This window comes from Mesorhizobium sp. AA23 (assembly GCF_001672435.1).
GTDB lineage: Bacteria > Pseudomonadota > Alphaproteobacteria > Rhizobiales > Rhizobiaceae > Mesorhizobium.
In genome coordinates this window covers 89,023-103,368 of sequence record NZ_LYTP01000005.1, presented here as the reverse complement: position 1 = coordinate 103,368, position 14,346 = coordinate 89,023, and the positions used below count along the sequence as shown (strand labels likewise).

Here is a 14,346-nt window from a genome sequence, read left to right as displayed (position 1 = left end):
CCGCGCCAGAACAAGGAATTGACGCATGAACGGACAGAATATCCGCATCCGCCTTAAGGCGTTTGACCACCGGGTGCTCGACGCCTCGACGCGCGAAATCGTGTCGACCGCCAAGCGCACCGGCGCCAACGTCCGCGGCCCCATTCCGCTGCCGACGCGGATCGAAAAGTTCACGGTCAACCGGTCGCCTCACGTCGACAAGAAGAGCCGCGAGCAGTTCGAGATGCGCACCCACAAGCGGCTGCTCGACATCGTCGATCCGACCCCGCAGACGGTCGATGCTCTGATGAAGCTCGATCTGGCCGCCGGTGTCGACGTCGAGATCAAGCTCTAAGGAACAAGAGGGCGGGGCGACCCGGAACTCTGAAGGAAGCAAGAGGCGTGGAGGGGCGTCAGCCCCGACAGGGAACTCTAAAGGAATTGAACCGATGCGTTCAGGTGTGATTGCAAAGAAGGTGGGAATGACCCGCATCTATAACGATGCCGGGGAACACGTTCCCGTCACCGTTCTCCAGATGGAGAACTGCCAGGTCGTGGCGCAGCGCACGCAGGAGAAGAACGGCTACACCGCCGTCCAGCTCGGCGTTGGCCTTGCCAAGGTGAAGAACACGTCGAAGGCGATGCGCGGCCATTTCGCTGCCGCCTCCGTCGAGCCAAAGGCGAAGCTCGCCGAGTTCCGCGTCTCCGCCGACAACATGATCGACGTCGGCGCCGAGCTCACCGTCGAGCACTTCGTCGCCGGCCAGAAGGTCGACGTGACGGGCACCTCGACCGGCAAGGGTTTCCAGGGCGTGATCAAGCGGCACAACATGGGTGGCGGCCGCGCCACGCACGGTAACTCGGTCTCGCACCGCACGCACGGCTCGACCGGTCAGCGCCAGGACCCCGGCAAGGTGTTCAAGGGCAAGAAGATGGCCGGCCACATGGGCGACGTCCGCGTCACCACCCAGAATGTCGAGGTCGTCTCGACCGATGCCGACCGCGGCCTGATCCTGATCCGCGGCGCCGTCCCGGGAGTGAAGGGCGCCTGGATCCTGGTCCGTGACGCGGCCAAGGTTGCGCTGCCGGCCAACGCGCCGAAGCCAGCCGCGATCCGTGCCGCTGCCGCCAAGAACGATGCCCCGGCCAATGAGGGAGCGGAATAATGGACCTCAAGATCACAACCCTCGGCGGCAAGGACGCTGGCAAGGTAAAGCTCTCCGAGGAGATCTTCGGCCTTGACCCGCGTGAGGACATCCTGCAGCGCGTCGTGCGCTGGCAGCTGGCCAAGAAGCAGCAGGGCACGCACAAGGCCAAGGGCCGCGCCGAGATCGCGCGCACCGGCGCCAAGATGTACAAGCAGAAGGGTACGGGCCGCGCCCGTCACCATTCGGCTCGCGCTCCGCAGTTCCGCGGCGGTGGCAAGGCGCACGGCCCGGTCGTGCGCAGCCATGAGCACGAGCTTCCGAAGAAGGTGCGCGCGCTGGGCTTGAAGCACGCTCTCTCGGCCAAGGCCAAGAGCGCTTCGCTGATCATCGTCGACGAGCTGAAGCTCGCCGAAGCCAAGACCAAGGCGCTGGTAGCGAGCCTCGAGACGCTCGGGCTCACCAATGCCCTGGTGATCGGCGGCGCCGAGCTTGACCAGAACTTCAAGCTGGCGGCGACCAACATCCCCAACATCGACGTGCTGCCGATCCAGGGCATCAACGTCTACGACATTCTGCGCCGCGGCACGCTGGTCCTTTCGAAGGCCGCCGTCGAGGCTCTCGAGGAGCGCTTCAAATGACCGACCTCCGTCACTACGACGTGATCGTCTCGCCGGCGATCACCGAAAAGTCGACCATGGCTTCCGAGCAGAACCAGGTCGTCTTCAATGTCGCCAAGAAGGCGTCGAAGCCGGAAATCAAGGCCGCCGTGGAAGCTCTCTTCGGGGTCAAGGTTACGGCCGTGAACACGCTCGTCCGTAAGGGCAAGATCAAGCGCTTCCGCGGCACGGTTGGCCGCCAGGGCGACGTCAAGAAGGCGGTTGTGACGCTGGCCGACGGCCAGTCGATCGACGTCGCGACGGGTCTCTGAGCAAGGCCGCGAGGACAGGACAATGGCACTCAAGAAATTCAACCCGGTAACGCCGAGCACCCGTCAGCTGGTCATCGTCGACCGCTCGGGCCTCTACAAGGGCAAACCCGTCAAGGGCCTGACCGAAGGCCTGACCAAGTCGGGCGGCCGCAACAACTACGGCCGCATCACGGCCCGCTTCATCGGCGGCGGTCACAAGCGTTCGTACCGCATCATCGACTTCAAGCGTAAGAAGTACGACGTCGTCGGCACGGTCGAGCGCATCGAATACGATCCGAACCGCACCGCCTTCATCGCGCTGATCAAGTATGACGACGGCGAGCTGTCCTACATCCTGGCGCCGCAGCGTCTGGCCGCCGGCGACAAGATCGTGGCCGGCGAAGCGGTCGACGTGAAGCCGGGCAACGCGATGCCGCTGGCCTCGATGCCGGTCGGCACGATCGTCCACAACATCGAGCTGAAGCCGGGCAAGGGCGGCCAGGTCGCCCGTTCGGCGGGCGGCTACGCCCAGCTCGTCGGCCGCGACCAGGGCATGGCGATCCTGCGCCTCAACTCGGGCGAGCAGCGCGTCGTGCACGGCTCCTGCATGGCCACCGTCGGCGCCGTGTCGAACCCCGACCACGGCAACATCAATGACGGCAAGGCCGGCCGCACGGTGTGGCGCGGCAAGCGCCCGCACAATCGCGGCGTGGCCATGAACCCGGTCGATCATCCGCACGGTGGTGGCGAAGGCCGCACCTCGGGTGGCCGTCACCCGGTTTCGCCCTGGGGCAAGCCGACCAAGGGCAAGAAGACGCGGTCCAACAAGGCGACCGACAAGTTCATCGTGCGCTCGCGCCATCAGCGCAAGAGCTAAGAAGAGGTAACGCCAAGTGACTCGTTCGATTTGGAAAGGCCCCTTCATCGACGGCTACCTTCTCAAGAAGGTGGACAAGGTTCGTGAAGGCGGTCGCAATGAGGTGATCAAGATGTGGAGCCGTCGCTCCACCATCCTGCCGCAGTTCGTCGGCTTCACCTTCGGTGTCTACAACGGCCAGAAGCACGTTCCCGTCTCCGTGAACGAGGACATGGTCGGCCACAAGTTCGGTGAATTCGCTCCGACCCGGACCTACTACGGTCATGGCGCGGATAAGAAGGCGAAGAGGAAATAATCATGGGCAAGGCCAAAGCTCCGCGCAGGCTTGCTGACAACGAGGCGCGCGCCGTTCTGCGCACCATCCGTATCAGCCCGCAGAAGCTGAACCTGGTTGCCGCGCTGATCCGCGGCAAGAAGGTCGCGAAAGCGCTTTCCGACCTCGAATTCTCGGCCAAGCGGATTTCCGGCACGGTCAAGAAGACCCTGGAGTCGGCGATCGCCAACGCGGAAAACAACCACGACCTCGATGTCGACGCACTGATCGTATCGGAAGCCTATGTCGGCAAGTCGATCGTCATGAAGCGTTTCCACGCGCGTGGCCGTGGTCGCGCCAGCCGTATCGAAAAGCCGTTCTCGCACCTCACGATCGTCGTTCGTGAAGTCGAGGAAAAAGGGGAGGCCGCATAATGGGCCAGAAAGTCAATCCGATCGGGCTGCGTCTCGGCATCAACCGCACCTGGGATTCGCGCTGGTTCGCGAACACCGGCGAATACGGTCAGCTGCTGCATGAAGACATCAAGATCCGTAAGTATCTTGAGAAGGAACTCAAGCAGGCCGCGATCTCCAAGGTCGTGATCGAGCGTCCGCACAAGAAGTGCCGCGTCACCATCCATGCCGCGCGTCCGGGCCTGATCATCGGCAAGAAGGGCGCCGACATCGAGAAGCTCCGCAGGAAGCTGATGGAGATGACGAAGTCCGAGACGCACCTCAACATCGTTGAAGTGCGCAAGCCGGAAATCGACGCCACGCTGATCGCCCAGTCGATCGCCCAGCAGCTCGAACGCCGCATCGCGTTCCGTCGCGCCATGAAGCGCGCCGTTCAGTCGGCCATGCGTCTTGGTGCCGAAGGCATCCGCATCAACTGCTCCGGCCGTCTCGGCGGCGCCGAAATCGCGCGCATGGAGTGGTACCGCGAAGGCCGCGTGCCGCTGCATACGCTGCGCGCCGATGTCGACTACGGCACGGCCGAGGCGAACACGGCGTATGGCATCTGCGGCGTCAAGGTGTGGGTATTCAAGGGCGAGATCCTCGAGCACGACCCGATGGCGTCGGAGCGTCGCGCCACGGAAGGTGATCACGGCGGTCAGACCGGCGAGCGTGAGCGCGGTCGCCGTCGCGAGAACGCCTGAGAAATTTGAGAATTTGGAGTTAGAACGATGCTGCAGCCAAAGCGCACAAAGTTCCGCAAGCAGTTCAAGGGCCGTATCCACGGTACCGCCAAGGGCGGCACCAATCTGGATTTCGGCGGTTTCGGGCTGAAGGCGCTTGAGCCGAACCGCGTCACCGCGCGCGAGATCGAGGCGGCCCGCCGCGCGATCACCCGCGAGATGAAGCGCGCCGGCCGCGTCTGGATCCGGGTGTTCCCGGATCTGCCGGTCACCTCGAAGCCGACCGAAGTGCGCATGGGTAAGGGCAAGGGCGCCGTCGACTACTGGGCGGCGCGCGTCAAGCCTGGCCGCATCATGTTCGAGATCGACGGCGTCAGCGAAGAAACCGCGCGTGAGGCGCTGCGTCTCGGCGCCGCCAAGCTCTCGGTCAAGACGCGCTTCGTGCAGCGCATCGCAGAATAAGGACAGGCGATCATGAAAGCCGAAGATATCCGGACCAAGACCCAGGATCAGCTGGCCGACGACCTGGCCGCCCTCAAGAAGGAGCAGTTCAATCTGCGCTTCCAGAAGGCCACCGGCCAGCTCGAGAAGACCGCACGCGTGAAGCAGGTCCGCAGGGACATCGCGCGCATCAAGACCATCGCCGCGGAAAAAGCCGCGGCCAAGAAGGCTTAAGGACGAGAACCATGCCAAAGCGCATCCTGCAGGGCACCGTCGTCAGCGACAAGAACGAGAAGACGGTCGTCGTCAAGGTCGAGCGGCGCTTCACGCATCCCGTGATGAAGAAGACCGTGCGCCTGACCAAGAAGTACAAGGCGCATGACGAGAACAACGCCCACAAGGTCGGCGACCAGGTGTTCATCCAGGAATCGAAGCCGATTTCCAAGGACAAGCGCTGGGTCGTCATCACCGCGGATCAGGCTTGATCCGGGCGAACGAAACGAATTTTGGACAGACCGGGGAGGGGTGAAAGCCCGTCCCGTTAGAAAAGAAGAAGGCGGCCAGTCATGATTCAGATGCAAACAAACCTCGACGTCGCGGACAATTCCGGCGCCCGTCGTGTCATGTGCATCAAGGTGCTGGGCGGTTCGAAGCGGAAGTATGCCTCCGTCGGCGACATCATCGTGGTGTCGATCAAGGAAGCCATCCCGCGCGGCCGCGTTAAGAAGGGCGATGTGATGAAGGCGGTCGTGGTTCGCACGGCCAAGGACATCCGCCGTCCGGACGGCAGCGTGATCCGTTTCGACAAGAACGCGGCCGTTCTCGTCGACAACAAGAAAGAGCCGATCGGCACACGTATCTTCGGGCCGGTTCCGCGCGAGCTTCGCGCCAAGAACCACATGAAGATCATCTCGCTCGCGCCTGAAGTGCTGTAAGGAGCCGGACCCATGCAAAAGATCAGAAAAGGCGACAAGGTCGTCGTGCTTGCCGGCAAGGACAAGGGCCGTTCGGGCGAAGTCCTATCGGTGCAGCCGAAGGAAGACACCGCGCTGGTCCGCGGCGTGAACCTCATTCACCGTCACCAGAAGCAGACCCAGTCCCAAGAGGGCGGGATCATCACCAAGGAAGCGCCGATCCACCTGTCGAACATCGCGCTGGCCGACCCCAAGGACGGCAAGCCGACCCGCGTCGGCTTCGCCATCCAGAAGGACGGCAAGAAGGTGCGCGTCGCCAAGCGTTCGGGAGAAGTCATCAATGGCTAAGGCTGAAACCAAGCAGGCAGCTGCCAAGAACGAGCCGCGCCTCAGGAAGGTCTATCAGGAGACCATCCGCAAGGCGCTGCAGGAGCAGTTCGGCTACGACAACGAGATGCAGGTTCCGCGCATCGACAAGATCGTGCTGAACATGGGTGTCGGCGAAGCGACCGGCGATTCCAAGAAGCCCTCGGTCGCGGCCGAGGACCTCGCGCTGATCGCCGGCCAGAAGGCTGTCGTCACCCGCGCCCGCAACTCGATCGCGGGCTTCAAGGTGCGCGAGAACATGCCGATCGGCGCCAAGGTCACGCTGCGCAAGGAACGCATGTACGAGTTCCTCGACCGCCTCGTGAACATCGCGCTGCCGCGCGTTCGCGACTTCCGCGGACTGAACCCGAAGAGCTTTGACGGCCGTGGCAACTACGCCATGGGCATCAAGGAGCACATCGTGTTCCCGGAGATCAACTACGACAAGGTTGATCAGGTCTGGGGCATGGACGTCATCGTTTGTACGACGGCGAAGACGGATGACGAGGCCAGAGCGCTGCTCAAGGCCTTCAACTTCCCCTTCCGCCAGTAACGGCAGCGAAAAAGGAAAAATCTGAAATGGCAAAGACCAGCTCAGTCGAGAAGAACAACCGGCGCCGCAAGCTTGCCGGTCAGTACGCCGCCAAGCGCAAGGCGCTCAAGGACATCGTCATGGACCAGTCCAAGCCGATGGAAGAGCGTTTCCGCGCCCAGTTGAAGCTTTCGGCGCTGCCGCGCAACTCGGCCAAGATCCGCATCCGCAACCGCTGCGAAGTGACGGGGCGTCCGCGCGCCTACTATCGCAAGCTCAAGCTTTCGCGTATCGCGCTTCGCGATCTGGGCAACAACGGCCAGATCCCGGGCCTGGTCAAGTCGAGCTGGTAAGGAGACACTGAGATGTCATTGAGCGATCCTCTCGGCGATATGCTGACCCGCATCCGCAACGCCTATGGCCGCAAGAAGTCGAGCGTCTCGACCCCGGCCTCGCGTCTGCGCGCCCGCGTCCTCGAAGTGCTGAAGTCGGAAGGCTATATCCGCGACTACAGCCAGACTGACTTCGAGAACGGCAAGTCGGAAATCGAGATCGAGCTGAAGTATTTCGACGGCGCTCCGGTCGTGCGCGAAATCGAGCGCGTCTCGAAGCCCGGCCGCCGCGTCTATGTCTCGGCCAAGTCGATCCCGCATGTCGCCAACGGCCTCGGCATCGCCATCCTTTCGACGCCGAAGGGCGTCATGGCCGATCACGAAGCGCGCGAGCAGAATGTCGGCGGCGAGATCCTCTGCCAGATTTTCTAAGGGTGAATGGTCAATGGTGAATAGTGAATGGTGAGGCTGCACGGGACTTTGACCGCGCCGTTCGCCATTTCACCATTCACCATTCACAGCAGTAAAGGAAAGAGGAGACAACAATGTCTCGTATCGGAAAGAAACCCGTTTCGCTGCCGCAGGGCGTCTCCGCGACCGTCAACGGCCAGACCGTGACGGCGAAGGGCCCCAAGGGCGAGCTGAAGTTCGTGGTCAACGACGAAGTGCTGGTCAAGATGGAAGGCGCCGAGATTTCGGTCGAGCCGCGCGACCAGACCAAGACCGCCCGCGCCAAGTGGGGCATGTCGCGCACGCAGATCGTCAACATCCTGCAGGGCGTCAAGGATGGCTTCGAGAAGAAGCTCGAGATCACCGGCGTCGGCTATCGCGCCGCCATGCAGGGCAAGAACCTGCAGCTGGCGCTCGGCTTCAGCCACGACGTGGTCTATGAGACGCCGCAGGGCATCACGATCTCGGTGCCGAAGCCGACCGAAATCACGGTCTCCGGCATCGACAAGCAGCAGGTCGGTCAGGTCGCGGCCGAGATCCGCGAGTATCGTGGCCCCGAGCCCTACAAGGGCAAGGGCGTTCGCTACGCCGACGAGCGGATTGTCCGCAAGGAAGGCAAGAAGAAGTAAGACTTTTGAACGCCGCGGGGCGCGACCGCGGGAGGCTTGGCCTACCGCACACGGTTTCCCCCGTTTTCTGAAGGCAAGGAACAGACACGATGGCTAGCCCCAAAGAAACCACCCAGCGCCGCGCGCAGCGCGTGCGCCGCCAGCTCAAGAAGGTCGCCGGCGAGCGGCCGCGGCTTTCGGTGCATCGCACCTCGAAGCACATCTACGTCCAGGTCATCGACGACGCGAAGGGCCACACGCTGGCCGCCGCCTCGACGCTGGAGAAGGAGCTGAAGGGCTCGCTCAAGACCGGCGCCGACAGCGCCGCTGCTGCCGCGGTCGGCAAGCTGATCGCCGAGCGCGCGTCGAAGGCCGGCGTCAAGGAAGTCGTCTTCGATCGTGGCCCGTACATCTATCACGGCCGCGTCAAGGCGCTGGCCGAGGCTGCCCGCGAAGGCGGTCTGAGCTTCTAATGCATGATCCCGAAAAGTTGCAGACTTTTCGGACAAGATCATGCAAAGGAGAAATTCACCGCCGGTGTCGATAGAGGCGCCGGCAAACAGCAACCCGTGCTTCCGGAAAAGAACAAGGACTAGGATATGGCACAGGAACGTAGGGAAGGCGGCCGCGGCCGCGAGCGTGAACGCGAAGAGCGCGACGACGGCATGGTGGACAAGCTTGTCCACATCAACCGCGTCGCCAAGGTGGTGAAGGGCGGCCGTCGCTTCGGCTTTGCCGCGCTCGTCGTCGTGGGCGATCAGAAGGGCCGCGTCGGCTTTGGCCACGGCAAGGCGCGCGAAGTGCCGGAGGCGATCCGCAAGGCGACCGAATCGGCCAAGCGCGACATGATCTTCGTGCCGCTGCGTTCGGGCCGCACGCTGCATCACGACGTCGAGGGCCGCTGGGGCGCCGGACGCGTTCTGCTGCGCGCCGCCAAGCAGGGTACCGGCATCATCGCTGGCGGCCCGATGCGCGCCGTCTTCGAGACACTCGGCATGCACGACGTGGTCGCCAAGTCGATGGGTTCGTCGAACCCATACAACATGGTTCGCGCCACCTTCGACGCGCTGAAGAGCCAGATGCATCCGAAGGATGTGGCCGCTGCGCGCGGCATCAAGTACTCGACCCTTCAGGCCCGCCGCGGCACCGCCGTCGCGGCCGAAGAATAGTCGACGCTGACCAGGGATTTCGACCATGGCCAAGAAAGCTACCAAGACCATCACCGTCGAGCAGATCGGTTCGCCGATCCGCCGGCCGAAGGAGCAGCGCGCGACGCTGGTCGGCCTCGGCCTCAACAAGATGCACAAGCGGCGTACGCTGGAAGACACCCCTTCGGTGCGCGGCATGATCGCCGCCGTCCAGCACCTCGTCCGCGTTGTGGACGAGGCCTGAACGGAAGCGCAGGAGACAGAAACATGAAACTCAACGATCTGCGTGACAAGGACGGCGCCACGCACTCCAGGAAGCGCCTCGGTCGCGGCATCGGCTCCGGCTCTGGCAAGACCGCCGGTCGCGGCGTTAAGGGCCAGAAGGCACGCTCGGGCGTTGCCATCAACGGCTTCGAGGGCGGCCAGATGCCGCTTTACCGGCGCCTGCCGAAGCGCGGCTTCAACAACCTGTTCGCCAAGAGCTTCACCGTCGTGTCGCTTGCTCGCATCCAGGCTGCCGTCGATGCCAAGAAGCTCGACGCGAAGGAGACCGTGACGGCTGAGACCCTGATCACTGCCGGCGTCATCCGCCGCGCCAAGGACGGCGTGCGCGTGCTCTCCGACGGCGAGCTCAAGGCCAAGCTCAGCTTCGACGTCGCCGGCGCCTCCAAAGCTGCGATCGAGAAGATCGAGAAGGCCGGCGGTTCGGTGAAGCTGCCGGAAGCGGCCGCCGCCGAGTAACGGCGATTTGAAGCGCGGCCGGCGGGTATGATTTCTTTTTGCCGCCCGTCCGCGCTTTGATCTGATCAATTAGGCGGCCGCGTCAACGCGGCCGCTTGCATGTTGACGGTCCGGAGCTTATCTCGTGAGCTTCGGTGACACGCGCCGCCTGAGCTGCGGGCATCGAGCGCGACATAGAAATCAATGAAGTAGAGCATAATCAATGAAGTAGAGCATGATGTCTTCCGAAAACCGCTTCACACTTTTCGGCATCATGCTCTAGCGGAGAAAATCAGGCATGGCTTCGGCTGCTGAACAACTAGCCTCCAATCTGAATTTTGCGGCCTTCGCCAAGGCCGAGGATCTGAAGAAGCGCATCTGGTTCACCGTCGGCGCGCTGCTCGTCTACCGCCTCGGCACCTACATCCCGCTTCCCGGGATCAATCCCGACGCTTTCGCGCAGGCCTTCTCCTCGCAGAGCAAGGGCGTGCTCGGCATGTTCAACATGTTTGCCGGCGGCGCCGTGCAGCGCATGGCGATCTTCGCGCTCGGCATCATGCCCTACATCTCCGCTTCCATCATCATGCAGCTGATGACCTCGGTCATCCCGTCGCTGGAAGCGCTGAAGAAGGAAGGCGAGCAGGGCCGCAAGATCATCAACCAGTACACGCGCTACGGCACCGTGCTGCTGGCCTTGGTGCAGGCCTACGGCATTTCGGTCGGGCTGGAGGGCGGCAACGGTATCGTCACCGATCCCGGCATGTTCTTCCGCATCTCGACCGTCGTCACGCTTGTCGGCGGGACCATGTTCCTGATGTGGCTCGGCGAGCAGATCACCGCGCGCGGCATCGGCAACGGCATTTCGCTGATCATCTTCTCGGGCATCGTCGCCGGTCTGCCGCACGCCATTTCAGGCACGCTGGAACTCGGCCGCACCGGTGCGCTGTCCACTAGCCTGATTCTCGCGATCATCGTGCTCGCCGTCGTCGTCATCGGCGTCATCGTCTTCTTCGAGCGCGCCCAGCGCCGCCTGCTCATCCAGTATCCGAAGCGGCAGGTCGGCAACCGCATGTTCCAAGGCGACACCTCGCATTTGCCGCTGAAGCTCAACACCTCGGGCGTCATCCCGCCGATCTTCGCCTCCTCGCTGCTGCTTCTCCCGGCAACGGTTGCCGGCTTCTCGCAGACCACCAACCTGCCTGCCTGGGCGAGCACGGTCCTGGCGGCGCTGGGCCACGGCCAGCCGCTCTATATGGCGTTCTATGCGGCGATGATCATTTTCTTCGCCTTCTTCTACACGGCGATCGTCTTCAACCCGAAGGACACGGCCGACCAGCTCAAGAAGCATTCCGGCTTCATCCCGGGCTATCGTCCGGGCGAGCGCACCGCCGAATATATCGACTATGTTCTGACGCGGATCACCGTCATCGGCGCCATCTACCTGGTGCTGGTGTGTCTGCTGCCTGAGTTCCTGATTTCAGCGACTGGCGTACCTTTCTATCTCGGTGGCACATCGCTTCTGATCGTGGTCAGTGTCACGCTCGACACGGTGGCGCAGATTCAGGGTCACCTGATCGCGCACCAGTATGAGGGCCTGATCAAGAAGTCGAAGTTGCGCGGGGGTAAGAGGAGCAGATGAGGCTGATATTGCTTGGGCCGCCAGGAGCGGGCAAGGGGACGCAAGCACAGAGACTGGTAGAAAAACACGGCATACCCCAGCTTTCGACGGGAGACATGCTGCGTGCCGCCGTCCAGACCGGAACCGAAGTCGGCAAGCGGGCCAAGGCGGTTATGGATGCCGGCGAGCTGGTATCGGACGCGATCGTCAATGCGATCGTTGCCGAGCGGATCGACCAGCCCGACTGCGCCAGGGGCTTCATCCTCGACGGTTATCCGCGCACGCTGGTGCAGGCCGATGCCGTCGAAGCCATGCTCGCCGAGCGCAAAATCGCGCTCGACAGCGTCATCGAGCTCGTCGTCGACGACAAGGCGCTGGTCGGGCGCATCGTCAAGCGGGCCGAGGATGCCAAGGCGGCCGGCCAGCCGGTGCGCAAGGACGACAACCCGGCGGTGTTCGAGGAGCGCCTGCGAGAATATTACAAGAAGACGGCGCCGCTGACCGGCTACTACTATGCCAAAGGCAGGCTGAAGAGCGTTGACGGCATGGCCAGCATCGACGCGGTGACCGCGGAGATCGAGAAGGTGCTCACGGCGGCGGTGAGCTAGGCCGCTCCGACAAGCAAAGATTGCGCTTGACTGGAAGAAGCCATTGGGGTATGGCGGCCCGTCTTCCTATCAGGCATGGACTTTGCTTGCCCGCAAGGGCAGGGCATCTGTTTTGAACCAGGAAACTCCCGCAAGGGCCGGCCTCCACCGGACGCGGGGCAACTTAGATAGCGCCGGGCCTGCCTTTTTGAAGGATGGCCGGCCCAAATGGAGATGAAAGAACATGGCTCGTATAGCCGGCGTCAACATTCCGACCAACAAGCGCGTCGTCATTGCGCTTCAGTACATTCACGGCATCGGCAAGAAGTTTGCCCAGGAGATCGTCGACAAGGTCGGCATCCCGGCAGACCGCCGCGTCAACCAGTTGACCGACGCGGAAGTGCTGCAGATCCGCGAGACGATCGACCGCGACTACCAGGTCGAAGGCGACCTGCGCCGCGAGGTCTCGATGAACATCAAGCGGCTGATGGACCTCGGCTGCTACCGCGGCCTGCGTCACCGCCGCTCGCTGCCGGTCCGCGGCCAGCGCACGCATACCAATGCGCGCACCCGCAAGGGCCCGGCCAAGGCGATCGCCGGCAAGAAGAAGTAATTGGTGAATGGTTGGTGGTGAATGGTGAATGGCGCTTTGACCATTCACCATTTCACTATTCACCATTCACTGCAAAGGTGGAGCCGCTGGCGTTACGGCGGTGTAGAGATCAACTGAAAGGACTACCATGGCCAAGGAAGCCGCTCGTGTTCGCCGTCGCGAACGCAAGAACATCTCGTCGGGCGTTGCCCACGTCAATTCGACCTTCAACAACACGATGATCACCATCACCGACGCGCAGGGCAATTCGATCGCCTGGTCGTCCGCCGGCGCCCAGGGCTTCAAGGGTTCGCGCAAGTCGACCCCGTTCGCCGCCCAGATGGCCGCCGAGGACGTCGCCAAGAAGGCACAGGAACACGGCATGCGCATGCTCGAGGTCGAGGTCTGCGGACCCGGCTCCGGCCGTGAATCGGCGCTGCGCGCCCTGCAGGCGGCCGGCTTCACCATCACCTCGATCCGCGATGTGACGCCGATCCCGCACAATGGCTGCCGCCCGCGCAAGAAGCGCCGCGTCTAATATTTTTGAACGCCGCGTGAGCGCCAGGGCGCTCCTCCGCGGCAATTCCAGGCTGCCCGCCACGATTGGATGGTGGCGGGTCAAAGGAAGGAAGACACCATGATCCAGAAAAACTGGCAGGAACTGATCAAGCCGAACAAGATCGAGTTCTCGTCGAAGAAGAAGACGCTGACCACGCTTGTGGCCGAGCCGCTCGAGCGTGGCTTCGGCCTCACGCTCGGCAACGCGCTGCGGCGCGTGCTTCTGTCTTCGCTGCGCGGTGCGGCCGTCACCGCCGTGCAGATCGACGGCGTGCTGCATGAGTTCTCGTCCATCGCCGGCGTGCGCGAGGACGTGACCGACATCGTGCTCAACATCAAGGAAATCGCCATCCGCATGGAAGGCGATGGTCCCAAGCGCATGGTCGTGCGCAAGCAGGGCCCGGGCGCCGTGCTTGCCGGTGACATCCAGACCGTCGGCGACGTCGAGATCCTCAACCCCGACCACGTGATCTGCACGCTGGACGAGGGCGCGGAGATCCGCATGGAATTCACCGTCGACACCGGCAAGGGTTATGTGCCGGCTGAGCGCAACCGCGCCGAGGACGCGCCGATCGGCTTGATCCCGGTCGACAGCCTCTACTCGCCGGTCAAGAAGGTCTCCTACAAGGTCGAGAACACCCGCGAGGGCCAGGTTCTCGACTACGACAAGCTGACCATGACCATCGAGACCGACGGTTCGATCTCGGGCGAGGACGCCGTGGCTTTCGCGGCCCGCATCCTGCAGGACCAGCTCAGCCTGTTCGTCAACTTCGACGAGCCGCAGAAGGAAGTCGCCACCGAGGCCGTCACCGAGCTCGCCTTCAACCCGGCGCTGCTCAAGAAGGTCGACGAGCTCGAGCTTTCGGTGCGTTCGGCCAACTGCCTGAAGAACGACAACATCGTCTATATCGGCGACCTGATCCAGAAGACCGAAGCCGAGATGCTGCGCACTCCGAATTTCGGCCGCAAGTCGCTGAACGAGATCAAGGAAGTGCTGGCGGCGATGGGTCTGCACCTCGGCATGGAAGTGCCGGACTGGCCGCCGGAAAACATCGAAGACCTCGCCAAGCGTTACGAGGATCAGTATTGAGCATGAATTCCAAGGATCGGCGGCGCGAGCCGCTCGATCCGACGGTCATGCGGAAAACCATCAGGGGCCGTGGCCTCTTGAACAACTAAAG

General features: G+C 63.0%; 26 protein-coding genes. All 26 read left to right on the top strand.

Annotation, left to right across the window (positions count from 1 at the left end; genetic code table 11):
• The first annotated feature begins 25 nt into the window (after positions 1 to 25).
• The 26 genes from rpsJ to A9K66_RS06785 all read left to right on the top strand — a co-directional run bounded on the left by rpsJ (position 26) and on the right by A9K66_RS06785 (position 14,255).
• Complete coding sequence (gene rpsJ / locus A9K66_RS06910) at positions 26 to 334, top strand: 30S ribosomal protein S10 (RefSeq protein ID WP_006205468.1); 309 nt, start codon at positions 26 to 28, stop codon at positions 332 to 334.
• A 94-nt stretch (positions 335 to 428) separates the two neighbouring features.
• Positions 429 to 1,145, top strand: a complete 717-nt coding sequence (gene rplC / locus A9K66_RS06905; RefSeq protein WP_067321479.1) for a 50S ribosomal protein L3 — start codon at positions 429 to 431, stop codon at positions 1,143 to 1,145.
• The gene (rplD, locus tag A9K66_RS06900; RefSeq protein ID WP_066989592.1) at positions 1,145 to 1,765 is read left to right on the top strand and encodes a 50S ribosomal protein L4; all 621 of its coding nucleotides are present in this window, start codon (positions 1,145 to 1,147) and stop codon (positions 1,763 to 1,765) included. Before rplC ends, rplD begins: the two co-directional genes overlap by 1 nt.
• Complete coding sequence (locus tag A9K66_RS06895) at positions 1,762 to 2,055, top strand: 50S ribosomal protein L23 (protein ID WP_040983033.1); 294 nt, start codon at positions 1,762 to 1,764, stop codon at positions 2,053 to 2,055. Before rplD ends, A9K66_RS06895 begins: the two co-directional genes overlap by 4 nt.
• 22 nt (positions 2,056 to 2,077) lie before the next feature.
• Positions 2,078 to 2,911, top strand: a complete 834-nt coding sequence (gene rplB / locus A9K66_RS06890; protein ID WP_040970375.1) for a 50S ribosomal protein L2 — start codon at positions 2,078 to 2,080, stop codon at positions 2,909 to 2,911.
• Positions 2,912 to 2,927: 16 nt separating this feature from the next.
• Entirely contained in the window at positions 2,928 to 3,206 is a 279-nt protein-coding gene (gene rpsS / locus A9K66_RS06885) for a 30S ribosomal protein S19 (RefSeq protein WP_006205463.1), read from the top strand.
• A gap of 2 nt (positions 3,207 to 3,208) precedes the next feature.
• The gene (gene rplV / locus A9K66_RS06880; RefSeq protein WP_067321477.1) at positions 3,209 to 3,598 is read left to right on the top strand and encodes a 50S ribosomal protein L22; all 390 of its coding nucleotides are present in this window, start codon (positions 3,209 to 3,211) and stop codon (positions 3,596 to 3,598) included.
• Complete coding sequence (gene rpsC / locus A9K66_RS06875; protein ID WP_066989596.1) at positions 3,598 to 4,320, top strand: 30S ribosomal protein S3; 723 nt, start codon at positions 3,598 to 3,600, stop codon at positions 4,318 to 4,320. The genes rplV and rpsC overlap by 1 nt, the downstream gene beginning before the upstream one ends.
• 27 nt (positions 4,321 to 4,347) lie before the next feature.
• Entirely contained in the window at positions 4,348 to 4,761 is a 414-nt protein-coding gene (gene rplP, locus A9K66_RS06870) for a 50S ribosomal protein L16 (protein ID WP_027170364.1), read from the top strand.
• A gap of 12 nt (positions 4,762 to 4,773) precedes the next feature.
• Positions 4,774 to 4,974: a 50S ribosomal protein L29 gene (rpmC, locus tag A9K66_RS06865; RefSeq protein ID WP_040970379.1), complete on the top strand. Its 201-nt coding sequence runs from the start codon at positions 4,774 to 4,776 to the stop codon at positions 4,972 to 4,974.
• Positions 4,975 to 4,985: 11 nt separating this feature from the next.
• Positions 4,986 to 5,225, top strand: a complete 240-nt coding sequence (gene rpsQ, locus A9K66_RS06860) for a 30S ribosomal protein S17 (RefSeq protein ID WP_040970380.1) — start codon at positions 4,986 to 4,988, stop codon at positions 5,223 to 5,225.
• A gap of 81 nt (positions 5,226 to 5,306) precedes the next feature.
• Entirely contained in the window at positions 5,307 to 5,675 is a 369-nt protein-coding gene (gene rplN, locus A9K66_RS06855; RefSeq protein WP_006205457.1) for a 50S ribosomal protein L14, read from the top strand.
• Between the two features lie 12 nt (positions 5,676 to 5,687).
• Positions 5,688 to 6,002, top strand: coding sequence for a 50S ribosomal protein L24 (gene rplX, locus A9K66_RS06850; RefSeq protein ID WP_067321474.1), 315 nt, complete (start codon positions 5,688 to 5,690; stop codon positions 6,000 to 6,002).
• A complete protein-coding gene (gene rplE, locus A9K66_RS06845; protein ID WP_067321471.1) occupies positions 5,995 to 6,573 on the top strand; it encodes a 50S ribosomal protein L5 in 579 nt (192 codons plus the stop codon). The genes rplX and rplE overlap by 8 nt, the downstream gene beginning before the upstream one ends.
• 26 nt (positions 6,574 to 6,599) lie before the next feature.
• On the top strand, positions 6,600 to 6,905 hold the full coding sequence (gene rpsN / locus A9K66_RS06840) for a 30S ribosomal protein S14 (RefSeq protein ID WP_059188495.1): 306 nt from the start codon (positions 6,600 to 6,602) through the stop codon (positions 6,903 to 6,905).
• 12 nt (positions 6,906 to 6,917) lie between these two features.
• The gene (gene rpsH / locus A9K66_RS06835; protein WP_066989600.1) at positions 6,918 to 7,316 is read left to right on the top strand and encodes a 30S ribosomal protein S8; all 399 of its coding nucleotides are present in this window, start codon (positions 6,918 to 6,920) and stop codon (positions 7,314 to 7,316) included.
• Positions 7,317 to 7,429: 113 nt separating this feature from the next.
• Positions 7,430 to 7,963: a 50S ribosomal protein L6 gene (rplF, locus tag A9K66_RS06830; RefSeq protein WP_067321468.1), complete on the top strand. Its 534-nt coding sequence runs from the start codon at positions 7,430 to 7,432 to the stop codon at positions 7,961 to 7,963.
• A gap of 89 nt (positions 7,964 to 8,052) precedes the next feature.
• Positions 8,053 to 8,415: a 50S ribosomal protein L18 gene (gene rplR / locus A9K66_RS06825; protein WP_066989604.1), complete on the top strand. Its 363-nt coding sequence runs from the start codon at positions 8,053 to 8,055 to the stop codon at positions 8,413 to 8,415.
• A 126-nt stretch (positions 8,416 to 8,541) separates the two neighbouring features.
• Entirely contained in the window at positions 8,542 to 9,111 is a 570-nt protein-coding gene (gene rpsE, locus A9K66_RS06820; RefSeq protein ID WP_027046810.1) for a 30S ribosomal protein S5, read from the top strand.
• Between the two features lie 25 nt (positions 9,112 to 9,136).
• A complete protein-coding gene (rpmD, locus tag A9K66_RS06815; RefSeq protein ID WP_027170355.1) occupies positions 9,137 to 9,334 on the top strand; it encodes a 50S ribosomal protein L30 in 198 nt (65 codons plus the stop codon).
• A gap of 23 nt (positions 9,335 to 9,357) precedes the next feature.
• Positions 9,358 to 9,831, top strand: coding sequence for a 50S ribosomal protein L15 (gene rplO, locus A9K66_RS06810; protein WP_067321465.1), 474 nt, complete (start codon positions 9,358 to 9,360; stop codon positions 9,829 to 9,831).
• Positions 9,832 to 10,108: 277 nt separating this feature from the next.
• Positions 10,109 to 11,449 (top strand): preprotein translocase subunit SecY, encoded by a 1,341-nt coding sequence (gene secY / locus A9K66_RS06805; RefSeq protein ID WP_066989608.1) that lies wholly within the window; start codon positions 10,109 to 10,111, stop codon positions 11,447 to 11,449.
• Entirely contained in the window at positions 11,446 to 12,036 is a 591-nt protein-coding gene (locus A9K66_RS06800; protein ID WP_067321462.1) for an adenylate kinase, read from the top strand. The genes secY and A9K66_RS06800 overlap by 4 nt, the downstream gene beginning before the upstream one ends.
• Positions 12,037 to 12,259: 223 nt before the next feature.
• Positions 12,260 to 12,628 carry a 30S ribosomal protein S13 gene (gene rpsM, locus A9K66_RS06795; RefSeq protein ID WP_027170351.1) on the top strand — a complete coding sequence of 123 codons (369 nt, stop codon included), beginning with the start codon at positions 12,260 to 12,262 and terminating at the stop codon, positions 12,626 to 12,628.
• Between the two features lie 127 nt (positions 12,629 to 12,755).
• Positions 12,756 to 13,145 (top strand): 30S ribosomal protein S11, encoded by a 390-nt coding sequence (gene rpsK / locus A9K66_RS06790; protein ID WP_006205444.1) that lies wholly within the window; start codon positions 12,756 to 12,758, stop codon positions 13,143 to 13,145.
• 99 nt (positions 13,146 to 13,244) lie between these two features.
• Positions 13,245 to 14,255, top strand: coding sequence for a DNA-directed RNA polymerase subunit alpha (locus A9K66_RS06785; protein WP_059188661.1), 1,011 nt, complete (start codon positions 13,245 to 13,247; stop codon positions 14,253 to 14,255).
• The last annotated feature ends 91 nt before the right edge of the window (positions 14,256 to 14,346 follow it).

What these genes read in the sequence shown, in the direction of transcription:
- rpsJ (WP_006205468.1), top strand. Translation starts at nt 26, where the DNA reads ATGAACGGACAGAATATCCGCATCCGCCTTAAGGCGTTTGACCACCGG.
- rplC (WP_067321479.1), top strand. Translation starts at nt 429, where the DNA reads ATGCGTTCAGGTGTGATTGCAAAGAAGGTGGGAATGACCCGCATCTAT.
- rplD (WP_066989592.1), top strand. Translation starts at nt 1,145, where the DNA reads ATGGACCTCAAGATCACAACCCTCGGCGGCAAGGACGCTGGCAAGGTA.
- A9K66_RS06895 (WP_040983033.1), top strand. Translation starts at nt 1,762, where the DNA reads ATGACCGACCTCCGTCACTACGACGTGATCGTCTCGCCGGCGATCACC.
- rplB (WP_040970375.1), top strand. Translation starts at nt 2,078, where the DNA reads ATGGCACTCAAGAAATTCAACCCGGTAACGCCGAGCACCCGTCAGCTG.
- rplV (WP_067321477.1), top strand. Translation starts at nt 3,209, where the DNA reads ATGGGCAAGGCCAAAGCTCCGCGCAGGCTTGCTGACAACGAGGCGCGC.
- rpsC (WP_066989596.1), top strand. Translation starts at nt 3,598, where the DNA reads ATGGGCCAGAAAGTCAATCCGATCGGGCTGCGTCTCGGCATCAACCGC.
- rplP (WP_027170364.1), top strand. Translation starts at nt 4,348, where the DNA reads ATGCTGCAGCCAAAGCGCACAAAGTTCCGCAAGCAGTTCAAGGGCCGT.
- rpmC (WP_040970379.1), top strand. Translation starts at nt 4,774, where the DNA reads ATGAAAGCCGAAGATATCCGGACCAAGACCCAGGATCAGCTGGCCGAC.
- rpsQ (WP_040970380.1), top strand. Translation starts at nt 4,986, where the DNA reads ATGCCAAAGCGCATCCTGCAGGGCACCGTCGTCAGCGACAAGAACGAG.
- rplN (WP_006205457.1), top strand. Translation starts at nt 5,307, where the DNA reads ATGATTCAGATGCAAACAAACCTCGACGTCGCGGACAATTCCGGCGCC.
- rplX (WP_067321474.1), top strand. Translation starts at nt 5,688, where the DNA reads ATGCAAAAGATCAGAAAAGGCGACAAGGTCGTCGTGCTTGCCGGCAAG.
- rplE (WP_067321471.1), top strand. Translation starts at nt 5,995, where the DNA reads ATGGCTAAGGCTGAAACCAAGCAGGCAGCTGCCAAGAACGAGCCGCGC.
- rpsN (WP_059188495.1), top strand. Translation starts at nt 6,600, where the DNA reads ATGGCAAAGACCAGCTCAGTCGAGAAGAACAACCGGCGCCGCAAGCTT.
- rpsH (WP_066989600.1), top strand. Translation starts at nt 6,918, where the DNA reads ATGTCATTGAGCGATCCTCTCGGCGATATGCTGACCCGCATCCGCAAC.
- rplF (WP_067321468.1), top strand. Translation starts at nt 7,430, where the DNA reads ATGTCTCGTATCGGAAAGAAACCCGTTTCGCTGCCGCAGGGCGTCTCC.
- rplR (WP_066989604.1), top strand. Translation starts at nt 8,053, where the DNA reads ATGGCTAGCCCCAAAGAAACCACCCAGCGCCGCGCGCAGCGCGTGCGC.
- rpsE (WP_027046810.1), top strand. Translation starts at nt 8,542, where the DNA reads ATGGCACAGGAACGTAGGGAAGGCGGCCGCGGCCGCGAGCGTGAACGC.
- rpmD (WP_027170355.1), top strand. Translation starts at nt 9,137, where the DNA reads ATGGCCAAGAAAGCTACCAAGACCATCACCGTCGAGCAGATCGGTTCG.
- rplO (WP_067321465.1), top strand. Translation starts at nt 9,358, where the DNA reads ATGAAACTCAACGATCTGCGTGACAAGGACGGCGCCACGCACTCCAGG.
- secY (WP_066989608.1), top strand. Translation starts at nt 10,109, where the DNA reads ATGGCTTCGGCTGCTGAACAACTAGCCTCCAATCTGAATTTTGCGGCC.
- A9K66_RS06800 (WP_067321462.1), top strand. Translation starts at nt 11,446, where the DNA reads ATGAGGCTGATATTGCTTGGGCCGCCAGGAGCGGGCAAGGGGACGCAA.
- rpsM (WP_027170351.1), top strand. Translation starts at nt 12,260, where the DNA reads ATGGCTCGTATAGCCGGCGTCAACATTCCGACCAACAAGCGCGTCGTC.
- rpsK (WP_006205444.1), top strand. Translation starts at nt 12,756, where the DNA reads ATGGCCAAGGAAGCCGCTCGTGTTCGCCGTCGCGAACGCAAGAACATC.
- A9K66_RS06785 (WP_059188661.1), top strand. Translation starts at nt 13,245, where the DNA reads ATGATCCAGAAAAACTGGCAGGAACTGATCAAGCCGAACAAGATCGAG.